The sequence below is a fragment of the Aromatoleum buckelii genome (assembly GCF_012910785.2).
Taxonomy (GTDB): Bacteria; Pseudomonadota; Gammaproteobacteria; order Burkholderiales; family Rhodocyclaceae; genus Aromatoleum; species Aromatoleum buckelii.
On sequence record NZ_WTVH02000009.1, the window covers coordinates 238,429 to 254,440 of the forward strand.

General features: G+C 66.3%; 20 protein-coding genes. 12 read left to right on the plus strand and 8 right to left on the minus strand.

All coding sequences use genetic code 11. The features are described 5' to 3' along the window. Positions 1 to 110 precede the first annotated feature (110 nt). Positions 111 to 761, minus strand: a complete 651-nt coding sequence (flgA, locus tag GO608_RS07240) for a flagellar basal body P-ring formation chaperone FlgA (protein ID WP_247002926.1) — start codon at positions 759 to 761, stop codon at positions 111 to 113. Positions 762 to 1,089: 328 nt separating this feature from the next. On the opposite strand from flgA, the gene flgB reads away from it, so the two are divergent. The 12 genes from flgB (at position 1,090) to GO608_RS07300 (ending at position 11,419) form a co-directional block, all read left to right on the plus strand. Beyond that, positions 1,090 to 1,494: a flagellar basal body rod protein FlgB gene (flgB, locus tag GO608_RS07245; protein ID WP_169198725.1), complete on the plus strand. Its 405-nt coding sequence runs from the start codon at positions 1,090 to 1,092 to the stop codon at positions 1,492 to 1,494. Between the two features lie 16 nt (positions 1,495 to 1,510). Next, on the plus strand, positions 1,511 to 1,915 hold the full coding sequence (flgC, locus tag GO608_RS07250; protein WP_169198724.1) for a flagellar basal body rod protein FlgC: 405 nt from the start codon (positions 1,511 to 1,513) through the stop codon (positions 1,913 to 1,915). Positions 1,916 to 1,934: 19 nt separating this feature from the next. Beyond that, complete coding sequence (locus GO608_RS07255; RefSeq protein WP_169198723.1) at positions 1,935 to 2,612, plus strand: flagellar hook assembly protein FlgD; 678 nt, start codon at positions 1,935 to 1,937, stop codon at positions 2,610 to 2,612. Between the two features lie 25 nt (positions 2,613 to 2,637). Then, positions 2,638 to 3,993 (plus strand): flagellar hook protein FlgE, encoded by a 1,356-nt coding sequence (gene flgE, locus GO608_RS07260; RefSeq protein ID WP_169198722.1) that lies wholly within the window; start codon positions 2,638 to 2,640, stop codon positions 3,991 to 3,993. A 74-nt stretch (positions 3,994 to 4,067) separates the two neighbouring features. Next, the gene (gene flgF, locus GO608_RS07265; RefSeq protein WP_169198721.1) at positions 4,068 to 4,808 is read left to right on the plus strand and encodes a flagellar basal-body rod protein FlgF; all 741 of its coding nucleotides are present in this window, start codon (positions 4,068 to 4,070) and stop codon (positions 4,806 to 4,808) included. Between the two features lie 139 nt (positions 4,809 to 4,947). Then, complete coding sequence (gene flgG, locus GO608_RS07270; RefSeq protein WP_169198720.1) at positions 4,948 to 5,730, plus strand: flagellar basal-body rod protein FlgG; 783 nt, start codon at positions 4,948 to 4,950, stop codon at positions 5,728 to 5,730. Further along, positions 5,727 to 6,419, plus strand: a complete 693-nt coding sequence (locus tag GO608_RS07275; RefSeq protein ID WP_247002928.1) for a flagellar basal body L-ring protein FlgH — start codon at positions 5,727 to 5,729, stop codon at positions 6,417 to 6,419. Before flgG ends, GO608_RS07275 begins: the two co-directional genes overlap by 4 nt. A 97-nt stretch (positions 6,420 to 6,516) precedes the next feature. Next, positions 6,517 to 7,581 (plus strand): flagellar basal body P-ring protein FlgI, encoded by a 1,065-nt coding sequence (locus tag GO608_RS07280; RefSeq protein ID WP_247003015.1) that lies wholly within the window; start codon positions 6,517 to 6,519, stop codon positions 7,579 to 7,581. Between the two features lie 2 nt (positions 7,582 to 7,583). Further along, the gene (gene flgJ, locus GO608_RS07285; protein ID WP_169198719.1) at positions 7,584 to 8,561 is read left to right on the plus strand and encodes a flagellar assembly peptidoglycan hydrolase FlgJ; all 978 of its coding nucleotides are present in this window, start codon (positions 7,584 to 7,586) and stop codon (positions 8,559 to 8,561) included. A gap of 73 nt (positions 8,562 to 8,634) precedes the next feature. Next, positions 8,635 to 10,053: a flagellar hook-associated protein FlgK gene (gene flgK / locus GO608_RS07290; RefSeq protein ID WP_169198718.1), complete on the plus strand. Its 1,419-nt coding sequence runs from the start codon at positions 8,635 to 8,637 to the stop codon at positions 10,051 to 10,053. Between the two features lie 13 nt (positions 10,054 to 10,066). Further along, positions 10,067 to 10,966 (plus strand): flagellar hook-associated protein FlgL, encoded by a 900-nt coding sequence (flgL, locus tag GO608_RS07295; protein ID WP_169198717.1) that lies wholly within the window; start codon positions 10,067 to 10,069, stop codon positions 10,964 to 10,966. Between the two features lie 6 nt (positions 10,967 to 10,972). After that, a complete protein-coding gene (locus GO608_RS07300) occupies positions 10,973 to 11,419 on the plus strand; it encodes a hypothetical protein (protein ID WP_169198716.1) in 447 nt (148 codons plus the stop codon). 13 nt (positions 11,420 to 11,432) lie between these two features. Here GO608_RS07300 and fliR read toward each other — a convergent pair whose 3' ends face one another. The 7 genes from fliR to GO608_RS07335 all read right to left on the minus strand — a co-directional run bounded on the left by fliR (position 11,433) and on the right by GO608_RS07335 (position 15,862). After that, the gene (gene fliR, locus GO608_RS07305; RefSeq protein WP_169198715.1) at positions 11,433 to 12,212 is read right to left on the minus strand and encodes a flagellar biosynthetic protein FliR; all 780 of its coding nucleotides are present in this window, start codon (positions 12,210 to 12,212) and stop codon (positions 11,433 to 11,435) included. Positions 12,213 to 12,228: 16 nt separating this feature from the next. After that, positions 12,229 to 12,498 (minus strand): flagellar biosynthesis protein FliQ, encoded by a 270-nt coding sequence (gene fliQ, locus GO608_RS07310; RefSeq protein ID WP_169198714.1) that lies wholly within the window; start codon positions 12,496 to 12,498, stop codon positions 12,229 to 12,231. A gap of 16 nt (positions 12,499 to 12,514) precedes the next feature. Then, a complete protein-coding gene (fliP, locus tag GO608_RS07315; RefSeq protein WP_169198713.1) occupies positions 12,515 to 13,279 on the minus strand; it encodes a flagellar type III secretion system pore protein FliP in 765 nt (254 codons plus the stop codon). After that, positions 13,269 to 13,691, minus strand: coding sequence for a flagellar biosynthetic protein FliO (gene fliO / locus GO608_RS07320; protein WP_343316762.1), 423 nt, complete (start codon positions 13,689 to 13,691; stop codon positions 13,269 to 13,271). The genes fliP and fliO overlap by 11 nt, the downstream gene beginning before the upstream one ends. Positions 13,692 to 13,868: 177 nt before the next feature. After that, positions 13,869 to 14,342 carry a flagellar motor switch protein FliN gene (gene fliN, locus GO608_RS07325; RefSeq protein ID WP_169198712.1) on the minus strand — a complete coding sequence of 158 codons (474 nt, stop codon included), beginning with the start codon at positions 14,340 to 14,342 and terminating at the stop codon, positions 13,869 to 13,871. Further along, the gene (fliM, locus tag GO608_RS07330) at positions 14,335 to 15,342 is read right to left on the minus strand and encodes a flagellar motor switch protein FliM (RefSeq protein WP_053422429.1); all 1,008 of its coding nucleotides are present in this window, start codon (positions 15,340 to 15,342) and stop codon (positions 14,335 to 14,337) included. The genes fliN and fliM overlap by 8 nt, the downstream gene beginning before the upstream one ends. A 13-nt stretch (positions 15,343 to 15,355) precedes the next feature. Then, positions 15,356 to 15,862, minus strand: coding sequence for a flagellar basal body-associated FliL family protein (locus GO608_RS07335; protein WP_343316763.1), 507 nt, complete (start codon positions 15,860 to 15,862; stop codon positions 15,356 to 15,358). Positions 15,863 to 16,012 lie beyond the last annotated feature (150 nt).

Below are 16,012 nucleotides of genomic sequence, written 5' to 3' on the forward strand. Positions count from 1 at the left end.
AACGGTCCGCGCAGCGAAAACTTTAACCCGTGGCGTTGGGCGACCGGCGCCGAGCGGGAACCCCGGCGATCGAAAGCAAGGGCTGTTCCGCCTGTCCATCGGCCCCGCACTCAAAATTGCACTTCGACGACTCCACCAGGGCGCGCGAGGCCCGAAACAACCTGGTCATTGCCGATCCGTACCCGTACGGGTTCGCCTTCGGCTGCGGCATTCAGGGCGCGTCCTTCGTTCGACACGCTGAAGCCGTTGCCGCTGCCGACGACTTTTACCGCCTGGCCCTGCCGCACCGCGGGCGGGAGGCGCAGCATTCCGGCGCGCAACGTGCTGCCGGCGGCGACCGCATAGCGCGCAGGGTGCCCGAGCGCCTGCGTCGGGTCGGCGAGCGTCCCGGACGGTTCCGCCGCGAGATCGCCGTGCCGCCGTTCGATATCGGCCGGGCCGACGATCTGCCCGGCGCGAAGCGCGCGCGCGGTGACGAGATATTCGGCCATCACCGCGACCCGCGCCGGCACATAAGCTGTCCAGGGGGCCGGCGAGTCGCAGCGCACACCGACGCTGATCTGTCCCCACGCCCGTGTGCCGGCCGGCAGGAAGGCTTCGAGCGCCGCGCATGCCGGAAGGCTATTCCGCGCATCGAACGCGCCGACGGAGATTTCGACTTTTCCCGGCAGGCCGGCAGTCTGCTGCTCGAGAAATGTCGTCACTGTCCGCTCGACGGGTTCGGGAGGCTGCTGCGCGCCTGCCGGCAGGGGCAGCAGCATTGCGGTCGTGACAGCCGCCAAGACGGCGGCAGGAAATCGGCGAAGCAAGGATTGATTTTTCAGCATGGGGCGATTGCACCACGCCCGCGTGCGCCCGGCAACCGCCGTCGCATTCCCGCTTCGCCCCTTCGCGGGCGGCAAGTTTTTCCGCCGGCCGGCAGGCACGCCGCCGAAGCCGGCCGCGAAAGCGGCGAAATTGACCGGTAATTTCCAGTCTTATCGGCGCAAGCCCGTGGTGAGGTGACGACTAAGATCGCTGGCATGAAAGGTGCGATGCCCCCACATGTTTTCGGTAACGGCGGCGACAGCAGGACCTTGAGGTGATGCCATGAAATCCCGACTCGACAGCGCGTTGCAGTTTCATCAGACGGCGCTCAACGTGCAGGCCCGACGCCAGCAGATGCTGGCGTCGAACATCGCGAACGCGGACACGCCGAACTACAAGGCGCGCGACCTGGATTTCGGCGCCGCGCTGAAGGGCGCGATGGGCGGGCGTGGGGGACCGCTGGCGCTCGCGGGCACTTCGGCGCGCCACCTCCCGGGCGGACAGGGGACGTCGTTCGAGCCTCATGTCGGCTATCGCGGCGAGTTCCAGGCGAGCGTCGACGGCAACACTGTGAACATGGACGTCGAGCGCGCGGCATTTGCCGAGAACTCGGTGCAATACGAAGCGAGCGTGACTTTCATCAACAGCCTGCTGCGCGGCATGCAGACCGCGATCAACGGCCAGTGAGCGAGGTGGGCGAACCATGAGCATGCTGAACGTTTTCACGATTGCGGGCTCGGCGCTGCATGCGCAGTCCGCTCGCCTCAACGCGACCGCGTCGAACCTCGCGAACGCCGACAGCGTCGCGGGCCCCGATGGCCAGCCTTACCGCGCCAAGCAAGTAGTGTTCACCGCGACGCCGGTAGCCGGGCCGGGGGGAGTGGGGGTGCGGGTCACGGAGGTCGTCGAGAGCGCGGCGGCGGGCCGCCTCACGTACGACCCCGCCAATCCCGCAGCCAACTCGGAAGGGTATGTCGAGATGTCGAACGTCAACGTCGTCGAGGAGATGACCAACATGATCTCGGCCTCGCGCGCCTACCAGACCAACGCCGAAGTCATGAACACGGCGAAAACCCTCATGCAGCGCACGCTGGCGATCGGCCAGTGAGCGGACGACCGGAGCAATCATGACAACCGTCAATAGCGGGACCTCCTCGGCGGCCGATGCCGTGATGTCGAATCTCGCGCGCAACAGCGCCGCTCCCGAAAAATCCGAGGAGCTCAGCCAGACCCGTTTCTTGAAGCTGCTGACCACGCAGCTCAAGAACCAGGATCCGATGAATCCGCTCGACAACGCGCAGGTCACTTCGCAGCTCGCGCAGATCAGCACTGTCGACGGCATCGAGCGGCTCAACACGATGCTCGGCCAGATCATGGAAGGCCAGCAGTCCTCGGAAGCGATGCAGGCGGCGTCGCTCGTCGGCCGCGGCGTGCTGGTGCCGGGCAAGGGATTGCTGCTTACCGAAGCCGGCGCGGTCGGCGGCTTCTCGCTCGATGCGCCCGCCGACAAGGTCACGATGAGCATAAAGGATGCGAACGGCCTCGAAGTCGCGAACGTCGATCTGGGCGCGTTCGACGCCGGCACGCACAACTTCCAATGGGATGGCGCCGCCGCCGACGGGACCCGTGCGGCGAACGGCAAATACACCGTAAGCCTCGCCGCGATGGCGGGCGACACGACTGCCGCGGCCGAATCGCTCGAGTTCGGCGCGGTATCGAGCGTGGTGCGCGGACCGAAAAGCACCGACCTGCAGATAGGCGATCTGGGCATCTTCAGGATGTCCGAGATCCGGCAGATTCTCTGATTACCGAACTCCAAGGGACAGGATCATGGCATTCCAGCAAGGATTGAGCGGCCTCGCTTCGGCGTCGAAAGCGCTCGACGTCATCAGCAACAACGTCGCGAACTCGAATACTGTCGGCTTCAAGGCCGGGCGCGCCGAGTTCGCGGATGTTTTCGCTGCTTCTTTCAATGGTACGGGGGCCAACTCGCAAGTCGGAATCGGCACGACGATTGCCGCCGTAAGCCAGAACTTCTCCCAAGGCAACGTGACCGTCACGAACAACCCGCTGGACCTCGCGATCAACGGCAACGGCTTCTTTCGCGTCAGGGCGCCGGATGGAACGGAAGCCTTCACGCGAAACGGCCAGTTCGATATCAGCAAGGACGGGTTCATCGTCAATGCTCAAGGCTATCGGCTGTCCGGCTATGGCACCGATGCCAATGGGAACATCCTGACGGGCGTCGTCAGTGACATCGTCGTCAATCCGTCGCTGGCAGGAGGGGCGCCGCAACAAACCGGCGTTACGCAGACCGACACTAACGACAAGGCGGGGCTTAGCCTCGGGGTCAATCTCGATTCCAGAAACCACTTGCCCGAGACAGCAGTGTTTTCGGCCGCGGACCCCAAGTCATACAACAATGCCACCTCGGCGACCCTGTACGACAGCCTCGGCAACCCCAAGACGTTGACGATGTATTTCGTCCGCAACGGCGAGCGAGCGGATCCGGAGGCCGACCCGCCAAAGCTCGAAGAGGTGGACAACGATTGGACTGTCTATTATCAGGTCGATGGCGTCGACGTGATGAAGTCCCCACGGCCTGCGCTCCCAGCGGCGCCGACGCCGCTGTCGTCGACGCTGTCGTTCAACACCGGCGGCGTGTTGACTACGCCATCGCCAATAACCGGCCCGGCGTTCGAGGAATTGTTCGGCACCAACCTTGTGCCCGGTCTCGAAACCCCCGAGTTGCGGATCGACTTCAGCGGTACGACCCAGTACGGCGGCGAGTTCGGGATTAATGTTCCCTCGGACCAGGACGGATTCGCGCCGGGCCGGCTGACGGGTGTCTCCGTCGGCGATGATGGCGTCATTGAAGGGCGCTACAGCAATGGCCAGTCCCGCGATCTGGGGCAGGTTGTCCTGGCGAACTTCCGCAGTCCGAACGGGCTGGTGTCGCTGGGGGGCAACATGTGGGCCCAGTCGCCGGCCTCGGGGCCGTCCAGCGTTGGCGTGCCCGGCAGTGCCAACCTCGGGCTGCTCAACGCGGGTGCGGTCGAGGAAGCCAACGTCGATCTCACCGCGGAGCTTGTGCAACTCATCGTCCAACAGCGCAACTACCAGGCGAACGCACAATCCGTGCAGGCTCAGAACACCATCCTGCAGACCATCGTCAATCTCGGATAAATACCGTCTGAATGACTCCCCGATGTCGTCCCGGGGGGCGGGCAGGGAGAGGAAAAGAAAAAAGGGAGCGGGCCATGGACCGTCTGATCTACACCGCGATGACCGGCGCGAAACACACGATGGGCCAGCAGGCCGCAGTGTCGCACAACCTCGCGAACGCGACGACGACCGGTTTTCGTGCCGAACTGCACAAGCTGCGCGCGGTGCCGGTGCAAGGCGACGGCCTGCCGACACGCGCCTTCGTCGTCGATGCAAGCGTCGCGACGAACTTCGAAGCCGGACCGCTGCAGCAGACGGGGCGTGCGTTCGATGTCGCGGTCGAGGGCAAGGGTTGGCTGACGGTGCAGTTGCCCGACGGCTCCGAAGGCTATACGCGCAACGGCAGCCTCGAAGTCAGCCCGAACGGCGTGCTGCAGACGCGCAACGGCCTGCCGGTGCTCGGCGACGGCGGTCCGATCACGATTCCGCCGGACAACGAAGTGCTGATCGGCAAGGACGGCACGATCTCGGCGATGCGCGGCGGCGGCGCGCAGAACGTCGTGAACAACCTCGGCCAGCTGAAGCTCGTCAATCCGCCGGAGCCTTCGCTCGTGCGCGGCGACGACGGGCTGTTCCGGCTGCGCGACGGCGGAGCCGCACCCCGTGACGAGGCCGTGCAGGTCGCTGGCGGCTACCTCGAAGGCAGCAACGTCAGCGTCGTCGACCAGATGGTGTCGATGATCGGGCTGGCGCGCCAGTTCGACATGCAGACCAAGATGCTGCAGACCGCGCAGTCGAACGACCAGGCAGCGGCGCAGGTGCTCGCGGCCCGCTAGCCGGCAGCGGCGTCTCGCGACGGAATTAACGGGCCTTTTGGGCGGGTGTTCCGGCGATTGAAGCGGCCGGCCGCCGCCTAGACTGGCCACGACACTTGCAGGCAGATCGCCTGCCTGCCCAGGAAAGGGAGCCAGCATCATGATTCGTTCATTGTGGATCGCCCGGACGGGCCTCGAGGCCCAGCAGACGCAGCTGGACGTGATCTCGAACAACCTTGCCAATGTCTCGACGAACGGCTTCAAGCGCTCGCGCGCGATCTTCGAGGATCTGCTGTACCAGACGATTCGCCAGCCCGGCGCGCAGAACACGCAGCAGAACCAGATCGGCAGCGGCCTGCAGCTCGGCACCGGCGTGCGTCCGGTCGCGACCGAGCGCATCCATACCCAGGGCAACCTGCAACAGACCGGCAATGCGCTGGACATGGGCGTGCAGGGCGCCGGTTTCTTCCAGGTGACGCTGCCCGACGGCACGTCGGGCTACACGCGCGACGGCGCGTTCCAGCTCGACGCGCAGGGCCAGATGGTCACCGCCAGCGGCTATCCGCTCGAACCGGCGATCATCATCCCGAACGACGCGCAGTCGGTGACCATCGGCAAGGACGGCACGGTCAGCGTGCTGCAGGCCGGACAGGCGACGCCTACGGTCGTCGGCAACATCCAGCTCGCGACTTTCGTCAACCCGGGCGGGCTGTCGAGCGCCGGCGAGAACCTGTTCCTCGAGACCGCATCGAGCGGCGTCGCGACGCCGAATGCGCCGGGCACGAACGGCGCTGGCGTCATCAACCAGCAATATGTCGAAACCTCGAACGTCAACGTCGCCGAGGAACTCGTCAGCATGATCGCGACGCAGCGCGCCTACGAACTCAATTCGCGCGCGATCCAGACTTCCGACCAGATGCTCGGCAGGCTGACGCAGCTGTGAGCGCTCGCGCGACCAAGGCGGGGCGGCATGTCCTTGCGGCACTCGTTGCCGCGCTGCTGCCGGGCTGCGCGTCGATCTATTCGACGCCACCGACGGCCGTGCATCAACCGATGACCGCGCGGCCGGAAGCGCGCGCGCAGAGCGTTCCGGTAACCGGCGCGATCTTCCAGCCGGGGCAGGCAAGGCCGCTGTTCGAGGACAGACGAGCGCGGCTCGTCGGCGACACGCTGACGATCAACCTCGTCGAGCGCAACGCCGCGCAGAAGGCCGCGAACAGCAGCGCGACGCGCGACTCGGACGTCGAAGGCGGCATCACGGCGGCGTCGCGTGTGCCTTTCGCCGGGCTCGCGGGGATGAATGTCGAAGCAGGCGTCGAGTCCGAGTTCTCCGGCGAGGGTGCCTCGAAGGCGAACAACCAGTTCAACGGCACGATCACCGTCACCGTCATCGAGGTGTATCCGAACGGCAACCTGCTGGTATCCGGCGAAAAACAGGTCGCGATCAACCAGGGGAACGAGTTCATCCGCTTTTCCGGCGTCGTCAACCCGACCACGGTGACCGCTGCGAACACCGTGCAGTCCACGCAGGTCGCCGATGCGCGGATCGAATACAAGGGCAGCGGCTATATCGACGAGGCGAACACGATGGGATGGATGCAGCGCTTCTTCAATATCGTGCTGCCGTTCTGACTGACCGCTGCTGATCGGGGAGTGAATGATGTTTCGCAATGACGCGCAGAAGATTCCGGGCAAGCGCTTTCGCGCCGCTGCCTGCGCGCTCGTGCTGATGCTCGGCTGCGGCGGAGCGGGCGCGGAGCGGCTGAAGGATCTCGCGTCAGTTGCCGGCGTGCGCGACAACCAGCTCGTCGGCTACGGCCTCATCGTCGGCCTCGACGGCAGCGGCGACCAGACGACGCAGACGCCCTTCACGGTGCAGAGCATCATCAACATGCTTGGCAACATGGGCGTAACGTTGCCGCCCGGTACCAACCTGCAGCTCAAGAACGTCGCCGCGGTGATGGTGACCGCGAGCCTGCCGCCGTTCGCGCGCCCGGGCCAGCAGCTCGACATCACGGTTTCGTCGGTCGGCAACGCGAAGAGCCTGCGCGGCGGCACGCTGGTGATGACGCCATTGAAAGGGGCCGACGGCCAGGTCTATGCGATGGCGCAAGGCAACATGCTGGTCGGCGGCGCGGGCGCATCGGCGGCCGGCTCGTCGCAGACGATCAACCACCTGTCGGCAGGGCGCGTGCCGGGCGGCGCGACAGTCGAGCGCGCGGTGCCGACGACGCTCGGCCAGGGCGAATTCGTGCTGTTCGAGCTGCATGACAACGACTTCGGCACCGCGCGGCGCGTCGTCGATGCGATCAACCTCGCAACTTCCGCCGGCACCGCACAGGCGCTCGACGGGCGCAGCATCCAGGTGCGCGCGCCGCTTGACGTCTCGGATCGCGTCAGCTTCCTCGGCAAGCTGGAAGACCTCGAGGTCACGCCGGTGCAGCAGGGGGCGAAAGTCATCGTCAATTCGCGCACCGGCTCGGTCGTCATGAACCAGGGCGTGATGCTGCAGAACGTCGCGGTGGCGCACGGCAACCTCACGGTGACGGTCGGCGTCGATACCGCAGTCAGCCAGCCCGAGCCGTTCTCGCGCGGCGAAACCGTCATCACGCAGCGCGGCACCGTCGACATCCAGCAGGACCAGGGCAGCCTGCACAATGTGCGCGCCAGCGCGAACCTTGCCGACGTCGTCAAGGCGCTCAATGCGCTCGGCGCAACGCCGATGGACCTCGTCAGCATCCTGCAGGCGATGAAAGCGGCGGGATCGCTGCGCGCCGAACTCGAGGTGATCTGAGGATGACGATCCCCGCGCAGATCAACGCGATCGACCCGAACGCGCTCGCCGACCTGAAGCGCCTGTCGCGGGGCGGCGACTCGCCAGCGGCGCTGCGCGCGACGGCGAAGCAGTTCGAGGCGCTGTTCCTGCAGATGGTGTTGAAGTCGATGCGCGACGCGGTGCCGTCCGAAGGAATGCTCGACAGCGACCAGACGCGGCTTTTCCAGGCGATGCAGGACCAGCAGACGGCGATGAACATGGCCCAGGGCCGCGGTACCGGGCTGGCCGATGTGATCTTTCGCCAGCTCGGCGGCGAAGCGCTGGAGAAACCGGCAGCGGCGGGCGCGGCGGCCCCCCCCGCCGTGCCGCCACGCACGGCAATCCTTGCCGTACGCCCTCCCGCCCCGGCAAACGCCACCGCCGAGGGAGGCGATGGCGCCGGCGCAATGAGCGACGTGCCCGCCGAGTTGCCTGCCCCACCCAAGGCGGCGCAGGCTCTTACCGACCCCGGTGCACGCGCCGTGCCGGGCGGCGCCCGCGAGTTCGTCGACCGCGTGTGGCCGCACGCTGGCAGCGCGAGCCGCGCAACCGGCATCCCGGCGCATTTCATGGTCGCGCAGGCGGCGCTCGAAACCGGCTGGGGGCGCGGCGAACTGCGCCGCGCCGACGGCACGCCGAGCTTCAACCTGTTCAACATCAAGGCCGGGGCGGACTGGAAGGGCGCCGTGGTCGAAGTCCCCGTCACCGAGTATGCGAACGGCAGGGCGTACACGGAAAATGCGCGTTTTCGTGCCTATGGTTCGTATGCCGAGGCTTTCCGGGACTATGCGAACCTGCTGAGCAACAGCCCGCGCTACGCTGCCGTGCTCGGCCAGACCGATGCTGCCGGTTTCGCCCGCAGCCTCCAGCACGCCGGCTATGCGACCGACCCGATGTATGCCGACAAGCTGACGCGGATCATCGGCGGCAACACGTTGCGCACGGCGCTCGCGGGTTGAATCGCCGGCTGCACAGTCTGGCAAAAGTTTTGCTTAGAGATACGTCAAGCGCAGCGGGAAAAAGGAAACGAGCATGGCTGGACTCCTCGGCATTGGCCTGACAGGGATCAACAGTTCGCAAGCGAACCTGTTGACGACCAGCCACAACATCACCAACGCGAACACGCCGGGCTACAACCGGCAGACGGCGATCGTCACCACGAACGATCCTCACTTCACCGGCGCGGGCTTCTTCGGCCAGGGATCGAGAGTCGAGACGGTGCGCCGTCAGTACGACCAGTTCCTCGGCCAGCAGGTGCTCAGTGCGTCGGCGCGCAAGGAAGAGCTTTCCGCATACAACACGCAGCTCACGCAACTCGACAACCTGCTCGCCGATCCGTCGGCGGGCCTCGCGCCGGCGCTGTCGGATTTCTTCAAGGGCGTGCAGGACGTAGCCACCAACCCGGCCAGCATCCCGGGGCGCCAGGCGCTGATTTCCCGCGCTGAATCGCTCGCGTCGCGCTTCAACGGCCTCGATACGCGGCTCGACGAGATCGGCAGCCTCACTGAAGGCCAGATCGCGGGCGCGGTCGAGTCGATCGACACGTACGCACGCCAGATCGCCGAAATGAACCAGCAGATCGGCACGGTGCAGGTCGCCGGACCCTCCCTCCAGGCCAACGACCTGCTCGACCAGCGCGACACGCTCGTCGCCGAGCTCAACAAGCTCGTCAAGGTCAGCACGGTGAGCGAGCGGGACGGCTCGCTGAGCGTGTTCGTCGGCACCGGACAGGCGCTCGTCGTCGGTACCACAGCTTCGGAACTCGCCGTCAAGCCCGATCCGTCCGATCCGCTGCGCGGCACGATCGAGCTCAGGACGGCCGGCGGCGGCGCGGTGCCGCTGCCGGATTCGCTGTTCACCGGCGGGCAGCTTGGCGGCCTGCTGAAGTTCCGCAGCGAAACGCTCGACCCCGCCCGCGACAATCTGGACCAGATGGCCTACGATTTCGCGGGTGCGTTCAATACCCAGCACGGGATGGGTCGCGCCCTGAACGGGGATGCGGGGGGCGCGTTTTTCACGCCGCTGGGGGGAGTGTCCGGGGCGGCAGGCGCGCTGCGGGTGGCGATCTCGGACCCGCAGGCCATAGCCGCCGCCACGTCAGATGCAGGCCCTGTCCGCCCTTCTGATAACCGGAATGCGCTGGAACTGGCGAAGCTGCAGACCAACCGCTCGGTCGTCACCCTTGGCACGGGGGGTACCGCAGCCATCGGATCGGCGTATTCCCAGTTGGTCAGCTCGGTCGGCAACAAGACGCGTGAAGTCCAGATCGGGCTGAAGGCGCAGGAAGCGCAGCTCGACCAGGCGACTGCTGCGCAGCAAGCGCTTTCCGGCGTCAATCTCGACGAAGAGGCGGCCAACCTGATCCGTTACCAGCAGTCCTACCAAGCGGCGGCGCGCGTGATGTCGGTCGCGGGCACGCTGTTCGACGAAATCCTCTCGATCGCGCGCTGAACCGGGTGACCTCATGAGAATCTCCACGAGCATGATCTTCGACTCCGGCCGCGACGCGATGCTGCGACAAAGCGCCGATCTGCTCCATACCCAGCAGCAGCTCTCGACCGGCAAGCGCGTGCTGACGCCGTCCGACGACCCGATCGCGGCGGCGCGCGCACTCGAGGTTTCGCAGACCAAAAGCATCAACGAGCAGTTCCAGACGAACCAGGGCCATGCGAGCGACGCGCTCGCCTCGCTCGAAAGCAGCCTCGGCAGCATCGGCGACATCCTCACGTACATCCGCACGCGCGCGATCCAGGCCGGCAACGCGGCGCTGTCGCCGACCGAGCACGAGGCGATCGCAGTCGATGTCGAGGCGCAGTTCAACGCGCTGGTCGGCCTCGCGAACAGCAAGGACGGAAGCGGCGAATACCGGTTCGGCGGTTACCAGTCGGGCGGCAAGCCCTTCTCCGACCAGCTTGCTTACGTGGGCGACGCCGGCGTGCGCGAAATCCAGGTGGCGCCGTCGCGGAGGATGGCGGTCGGAGTGCCGGGCAGCGAGGTGTTCATGGTCGACGGGGATCAATCCCGGATGTTCGCGGCGATTTCCGGGTTGATCGACGGCTTGCGCAGCCCGCCGGCAGGGGGCGTCGCCGCGGTGGTCGCGAACGCGATCGACGGCATGGATGCCGCGTTCGACAAGGTGAACACGCTCCGCGCGTCGGTCGGTTCGCGGATGGTCGAACTCGACGCGCTCGCGGACGTCTCGGCGACGCAGGACGTGCAGTATGCCGAGACGCTGTCGCGGCTGCAGGATCTCGACTATGCGGAGGCGATCTCGCGTTTCTCGAAGCAGCAGGCGATCCTCGAGGCCGCGCAGCAGTCGTATGTACGCACGACTGGCTTGTCGCTGTTCGACCTGCTGCGCTGAGCGACAGTGACGCTCCGCCGCATCGCGCTGTGCCTGATTTTCCCGCTCGCCGGCGGCTGCCTCGCGTTGCCGCTGCCGCGTCATGCCGGCGCGGATGCCGCGGGCGAAAGCGCCGCGGCGCCGCGGCTGAACGACGGCGATTATCCCGTGCCGGCTCCGGTCGCGTATCTGCCCCACGACCCGCAGTCGCTCGCCTGGGACTTGGGCATCGTGCGGCTCGACGCCGAGCGCGTGCGCTTCGACCTGCGGATGAAGTCCCTCGTCACCGGCGGCGAAGGCGAGGCGCGGCAGGTGTTCGCGCGCGCGGCGCAGCGCTTCGCGGACGCCGGAGGGTTTGCCGGGTTCGAGGTGGTGCGCTTCGAGGAGAGCGTCGAATCGAGCTGGCCGTTCGCCCACCGTGTCGCGGTCGGCGAAGTGCGTCTCGTGCGCTCGCGCATCTGGCCGGGAATGTAGCGGCGCGGGCCGCTCAACCGAACGCGCGGAACAGCTCGTCGATCGCCCCGAAGCCGCGTTCGAAAAGACTCTGCAGCACCGGCGCGAGCGTGTCGAGGCTCAGCAGCAGCACGAGGAATCCGACCGACAGCGTCACCGGAAAGCCGACGGCGAACAGGTTGAGCTGCGGCGCGGCGCGCGTCAGCACGCCGAGCGCGGTGTTCGTGATCAACAGCGCCGCGACCATCGGCAGCGCCATCATCAGGCCGGACGCGAACATCACCGCGGCGTAGCGCACGATCAGCAGCCAGCCGTCCGCTCCCGGCACCGCCCCCACCGGCAGCCACTCGAAACTCGCGACGAGCCCTTGCACGAGCATCAGGTGGCCGTCGAGCGCGACGAACACCAGCAGCGCGACCAGGCCGAGGAATTCCGCGATCACCGACGTCTGCCCGCCGGTCTGCGGGCTGAAAAACACGGCGAACGACAGGCCCATCTGCAGGCCGATCATCTCGCCGGCGACGTCGACCGCCGCGAACACCAGCCGCATCACGAAACCCATCGCGATGCCGATGAACGCCTGTTGCGCGAATATCGCCAGTTGCTCCATCGAGCCTCCCGGCACCGGGGGCATCGGCGGCAGCGCCGGCAGCACGGCCATCGCGATCGCCAGGCCGACGGCGAGGCGGACCCGCACCGGGACCATGCGATTGCCGAACAGCGGCGCCGCCGACACCAGTCCGAGCACGCGCGCGAGCGGGAACATCAGCGCCGCGATCCACGCATCGAGCTGGGCGGAAGTCAGGCTGATCATCGTCGCCGCGACGCGTTCAGCCGATCAGCGTCGGGATCGATTCGAACAGGCGGCGGGTGAAATCGGTAATCAGCGCGATCATCCAGTGCCCGGCGACGACCATCGTCGCAAACACGGCGACGAGCTTCGGCACGAAAGTCAGCGTCATTTCGTTGATCTGCGTCGCGGCCTGGAAGACGCTGACGATGAGGCCGGTGATCAGCGCGGCGAGAAACAGCGGCGCCGCCATCAGCAGCGTGATTTCGACGGCCTGGCGGCCGATGTCGACGACGATGCCGGGAGTCATGGCTTGCCTTTACGGGTTAGAGAGCGAAACTCTGGACGAGCGAGCCGATCAGCAGCGTCCAGCCGTCGACCAGCACGAACAGCATGATCTTGAACGGCAGCGACACGATCACCGGCGACATCATCATCATGCCCATCGACATCAGCACCGAGGCGACGACCATGTCGATGATCAGGAACGGAATGAACACGACGAAGCCGATCTGGAACGCGGTCTTGAGTTCCGACGTGACGAATGCCGGCACGACGACGCGCATCGGCAGGTCCTCGGCCTTTTCGACCGGCGGAGTCTTCGACAACCGCGCGAACAGCGCGAGATCCGGCTCGCGCACCTGTTTCAGCATGAACGCCTTGACCGGCACCGTGCCACGCTCGAGCGCCTCGTCGAAGCCGATCGTGCCTTGCGACATCGGCAGGTAAGCGTCGGCATAGACGCGCTCGACGACCGGCGACATGACGAAGAAAGTCAGGAACAGCGCGAGGCCGAGCAGCACCTGGTTTGGCGGCGAAGTCTGCGTGCCCATCGCGGTGCGCAGCAGCGCGAACACGATGATGATGCGCGTGAAGCTGGTCATCATCAGCACGACCGCCGGCAGGAAGCTCAGCGACGTCAGCAGCAGCAGCGTTTGCACGCTCAGGCTGTAGGTCGTGCCGCCTCCCGGGGCAGGTGTGCCGGTGATCGCGGGCAGGCCTTGCGCCGCGGCGGTCAGCGGCGCGAGCAGCAGCAGTGCGGTGAGGGCACGGGCGAGGGCGCGGGCGAACATCGGGCGCTCAGCGCGCATCGTTGCGGCGCTCCATCGCCCGCCTGAGCCACCCCGGAAAATCGCCGGAAGCATGCGCCGACGGCTCGGCAAGCGCTGCGTCGGCGAGCTCGGCGGCCGCGACGGTATGCAAGGTGCGAACGTTCGATGCGGTGACGCCGAGCACCAGCACCTGCCCGGCGATTTCGACGAGGACGACGCGTTCGCGCGCTCCGACCGCGACCGCGCCGAGCACTTTCAGGCCGGCTGCGGCCCCGCGCGGCGCCGACAGACGCTTGAGCAGCCACAGGCTCGCGAGCAGCAGCCCGATGACGATCGCGAGCCCGAAGAGGGTCTGTCCGAGGCTGCCGGCAAAGTCGGGGCTCGCGTCGGCGGCCTGCAGCGAAGGGGCGGCGGTCGCCAGGAAAAAGGGGAGGATGCTGCGTGCGTTCACGACCTGCTCGACGGCTTTGCGGATGGATGAACTTTAAGCGCCGCTGCATCGCCGCCAGCCTGCGATAAGACGGGCAAAAAGGTGATTGTTCGGCGCTTCGCCTGCCCCCGCGGCCGAGGCTTCGCCGGCCGAAACGGCCCGGCACAGGATCGTGATGCGAGAGTGTTTGCCTTGCGGTCAGCCGCGGATTTTCCGCATCCGTTCAGCCGGCGTGATGATGTCCGTCAGACGGATGCCGAACTTGTCGTTGACGACGACCACTTCGCCTTGCGCGATCAGCGTGCCGTTGACCAGCACGTCCATCGGTTCCCCGGCGAGGCCGTCGAGTTCGACCACCGACCCGTGCGCGAGCTGCAGCAGGTTGCGGATCGAGATCTTCGTGCGCCCGAGTTCGACGGTCAGCTGGACCGGAATGTCGAGGATCATGTCGAAATCGTTGAGTGCGCCGGAGCGCGGGCCGGGGGCGCCGAAGTCGGGGAACAGGTGGCTCGCCGGCTTCGCCTGGTAAGGCGAGTCAGCCGCTGCGGCCGCGAGATCGGCGGCGACGCGGCGCGCTTCGGCGTCCGCGCCGTTTTCCGTTGCGGACTGTTCCATCATCGCCGCGGCCCAGTCGTCCTCGGTGATCTGGCCATCGTTGTCGTGCTCAGCCATGGTGGCCTCCGGGTGGTGAGTTGTCGGCGTTGTCGCTGGCGAGGAAGCGTTCGACTTTCACGGCATACTTGGCGCCCTGCCGGCCGTAGCCCAGTTCGAGGATCGGAGTGCCGTCGACTTCGCCGTGCACGTGTTCCGGGACGTCGATCGGGATCACGTCGCCGACGCGCATGTTGACGATGTCGCGCAGCGAGATTCGCGCGCTGCCGAGGTTGCAGACGAGTTCGACGTCGGCCGCCTGCAGCTGCCGCGTCAGCAGCTTGATCCAGCGGTTGTCCTGTGTCAGGTGGTCGCTCTGCATCGTCGAGTACAAGAGGTCGCGGATCGGTTCGACCATCGAGTACGGGAAGCACACGTGCATGTCGGCCTGCGAGCCGCCGAATTCCAGCGAGAAGCTCGCCGAGATGACGATCTCGGACGGCGTCGCGATGTTCGCGAACTGCGAGTTCATCTCCGAGCGGACGTATTCCATCTCGATCTTGAACACCGGCGCCCACGCGCGCGAATATTCGGCGAACACGACGCCGAGCATGCCCTGGATGATGCGCTGCTCGGTCGGCGTGAAATCGCGCCCTTCGACGCGCGAATGGAAGCGCCCGTCGCCACCGAACATGTTGTCGACGACGAGGAACACCAGGTTCGGGTCGAACACGACAAGGCCGGTGCCGCGCAGCGGTTTCGCCAGCACCAGGTTGAGGTTCGTCGGCACGACGAGGTTGCGGACGAATTCGCCGTATTTCTGCACCTTCACCGGCCCGACCGAGACTTCGGCGTTGCGGTGCATGTAGTTGAACAGGCCGATGCGCAGGTAGCGGGCGAAGCGCTCGTGGATCAGCTCCATCGTCGGCATGCGCCCGCGGACGATGCGTTCCTGCGTCGCGAGGTTGTACGGCCGCACGCCTCCCGGCTCGACGGCATCCTCTTCGAGTTCCTCCGGTTCCCCGGCGACCCCTTTCAGCAGGGCGTCGACTTCCTCCTGTGACAGAAAATCGGAAGACATGGCTGCCGTTTCCCTACTGGATGATGAACGAGTCGAAAAGCACTGCCTGAATCGGTCCGGCCGGTCTGTTCCCGCCACCGCTTTTGGACGGCGGAGCGCCGAGCATGCTGTTGGTGCGTTCGACGATCTCGTCGGCGAGCGCTGCGCGATCTTCGGGAGTCGATAGTTCGGACGGCAGTTTGCCGGCGAGCAGCAGGTTGATCTCGTGCCGGATCGAGGGCATGAAGCCTTTCAGGTTTTCACCGGTTTTCGCGTCCGCAGTGCGCAACGCCAGCACGACCTGCAAATAGCGCTCACCCTCCGCGGGGGAAAGGTTGACGGTGAACGGTTCGAGCGGGACGAAAGTCGGCGGCTTGCTCAGGTCGACGACGGGGGCGGCGACATGCTCCTCGGCATGTTCGTCGGCCCGGGCGTTGTTTTTCTTCAGCATCAGCAGGCCGACGACTCCTGCAGCGAGCAGGAGCAGGATCACGGCCAGCGCAATGACAATGACCACGAGCTTCTTCGGCCGTCTGCGCATCCGTGCAGGTTCTGCTGCTGCATCTGCCGGGGCGGCAGGGGGAGCCTTGGCCATCAATCATTTCTCCAATATCGACAATCGAGAGTATGTGCGCGGCAGACGTTGCGCGAAGGGCCGAAAAGTGGGGTACAGCGGCCGCAATTCAGGCGC

Coding starts and splice junctions, on each gene's coding strand:
- flgA (WP_247002926.1), bottom strand. CDS start 761: ATGCTGCTGCCCCTGCCGGCAGGCGCGCAGCAGCCTCCCGAACCCGTC.
- flgB (WP_169198725.1), top strand. CDS start 1,090: ATGAAATCCCGACTCGACAGCGCGTTGCAGTTTCATCAGACGGCGCTC.
- flgC (WP_169198724.1), top strand. CDS start 1,511: ATGAGCATGCTGAACGTTTTCACGATTGCGGGCTCGGCGCTGCATGCG.
- GO608_RS07255 (WP_169198723.1), top strand. CDS start 1,935: ATGACAACCGTCAATAGCGGGACCTCCTCGGCGGCCGATGCCGTGATG.
- flgE (WP_169198722.1), top strand. CDS start 2,638: ATGGCATTCCAGCAAGGATTGAGCGGCCTCGCTTCGGCGTCGAAAGCG.
- flgF (WP_169198721.1), top strand. CDS start 4,068: ATGGACCGTCTGATCTACACCGCGATGACCGGCGCGAAACACACGATG.
- flgG (WP_169198720.1), top strand. CDS start 4,948: ATGATTCGTTCATTGTGGATCGCCCGGACGGGCCTCGAGGCCCAGCAG.
- GO608_RS07280 (WP_247003015.1), top strand. CDS start 6,517: ATGCTCGGCTGCGGCGGAGCGGGCGCGGAGCGGCTGAAGGATCTCGCG.
- flgJ (WP_169198719.1), top strand. CDS start 7,584: ATGACGATCCCCGCGCAGATCAACGCGATCGACCCGAACGCGCTCGCC.
- flgK (WP_169198718.1), top strand. CDS start 8,635: ATGGCTGGACTCCTCGGCATTGGCCTGACAGGGATCAACAGTTCGCAA.
- flgL (WP_169198717.1), top strand. CDS start 10,067: ATGAGAATCTCCACGAGCATGATCTTCGACTCCGGCCGCGACGCGATG.
- fliR (WP_169198715.1), bottom strand. CDS start 12,212: ATGATCAGCCTGACTTCCGCCCAGCTCGATGCGTGGATCGCGGCGCTG.
- fliQ (WP_169198714.1), bottom strand. CDS start 12,498: ATGACTCCCGGCATCGTCGTCGACATCGGCCGCCAGGCCGTCGAAATC.
- fliP (WP_169198713.1), bottom strand. CDS start 13,279: ATGCGCGCTGAGCGCCCGATGTTCGCCCGCGCCCTCGCCCGTGCCCTC.
- fliN (WP_169198712.1), bottom strand. CDS start 14,342: ATGGCTGAGCACGACAACGATGGCCAGATCACCGAGGACGACTGGGCC.
- fliM (WP_053422429.1), bottom strand. CDS start 15,342: ATGTCTTCCGATTTTCTGTCACAGGAGGAAGTCGACGCCCTGCTGAAA.
- GO608_RS07335 (WP_343316763.1), bottom strand. CDS start 15,862: ATGCGCAGACGGCCGAAGAAGCTCGTGGTCATTGTCATTGCGCTGGCC.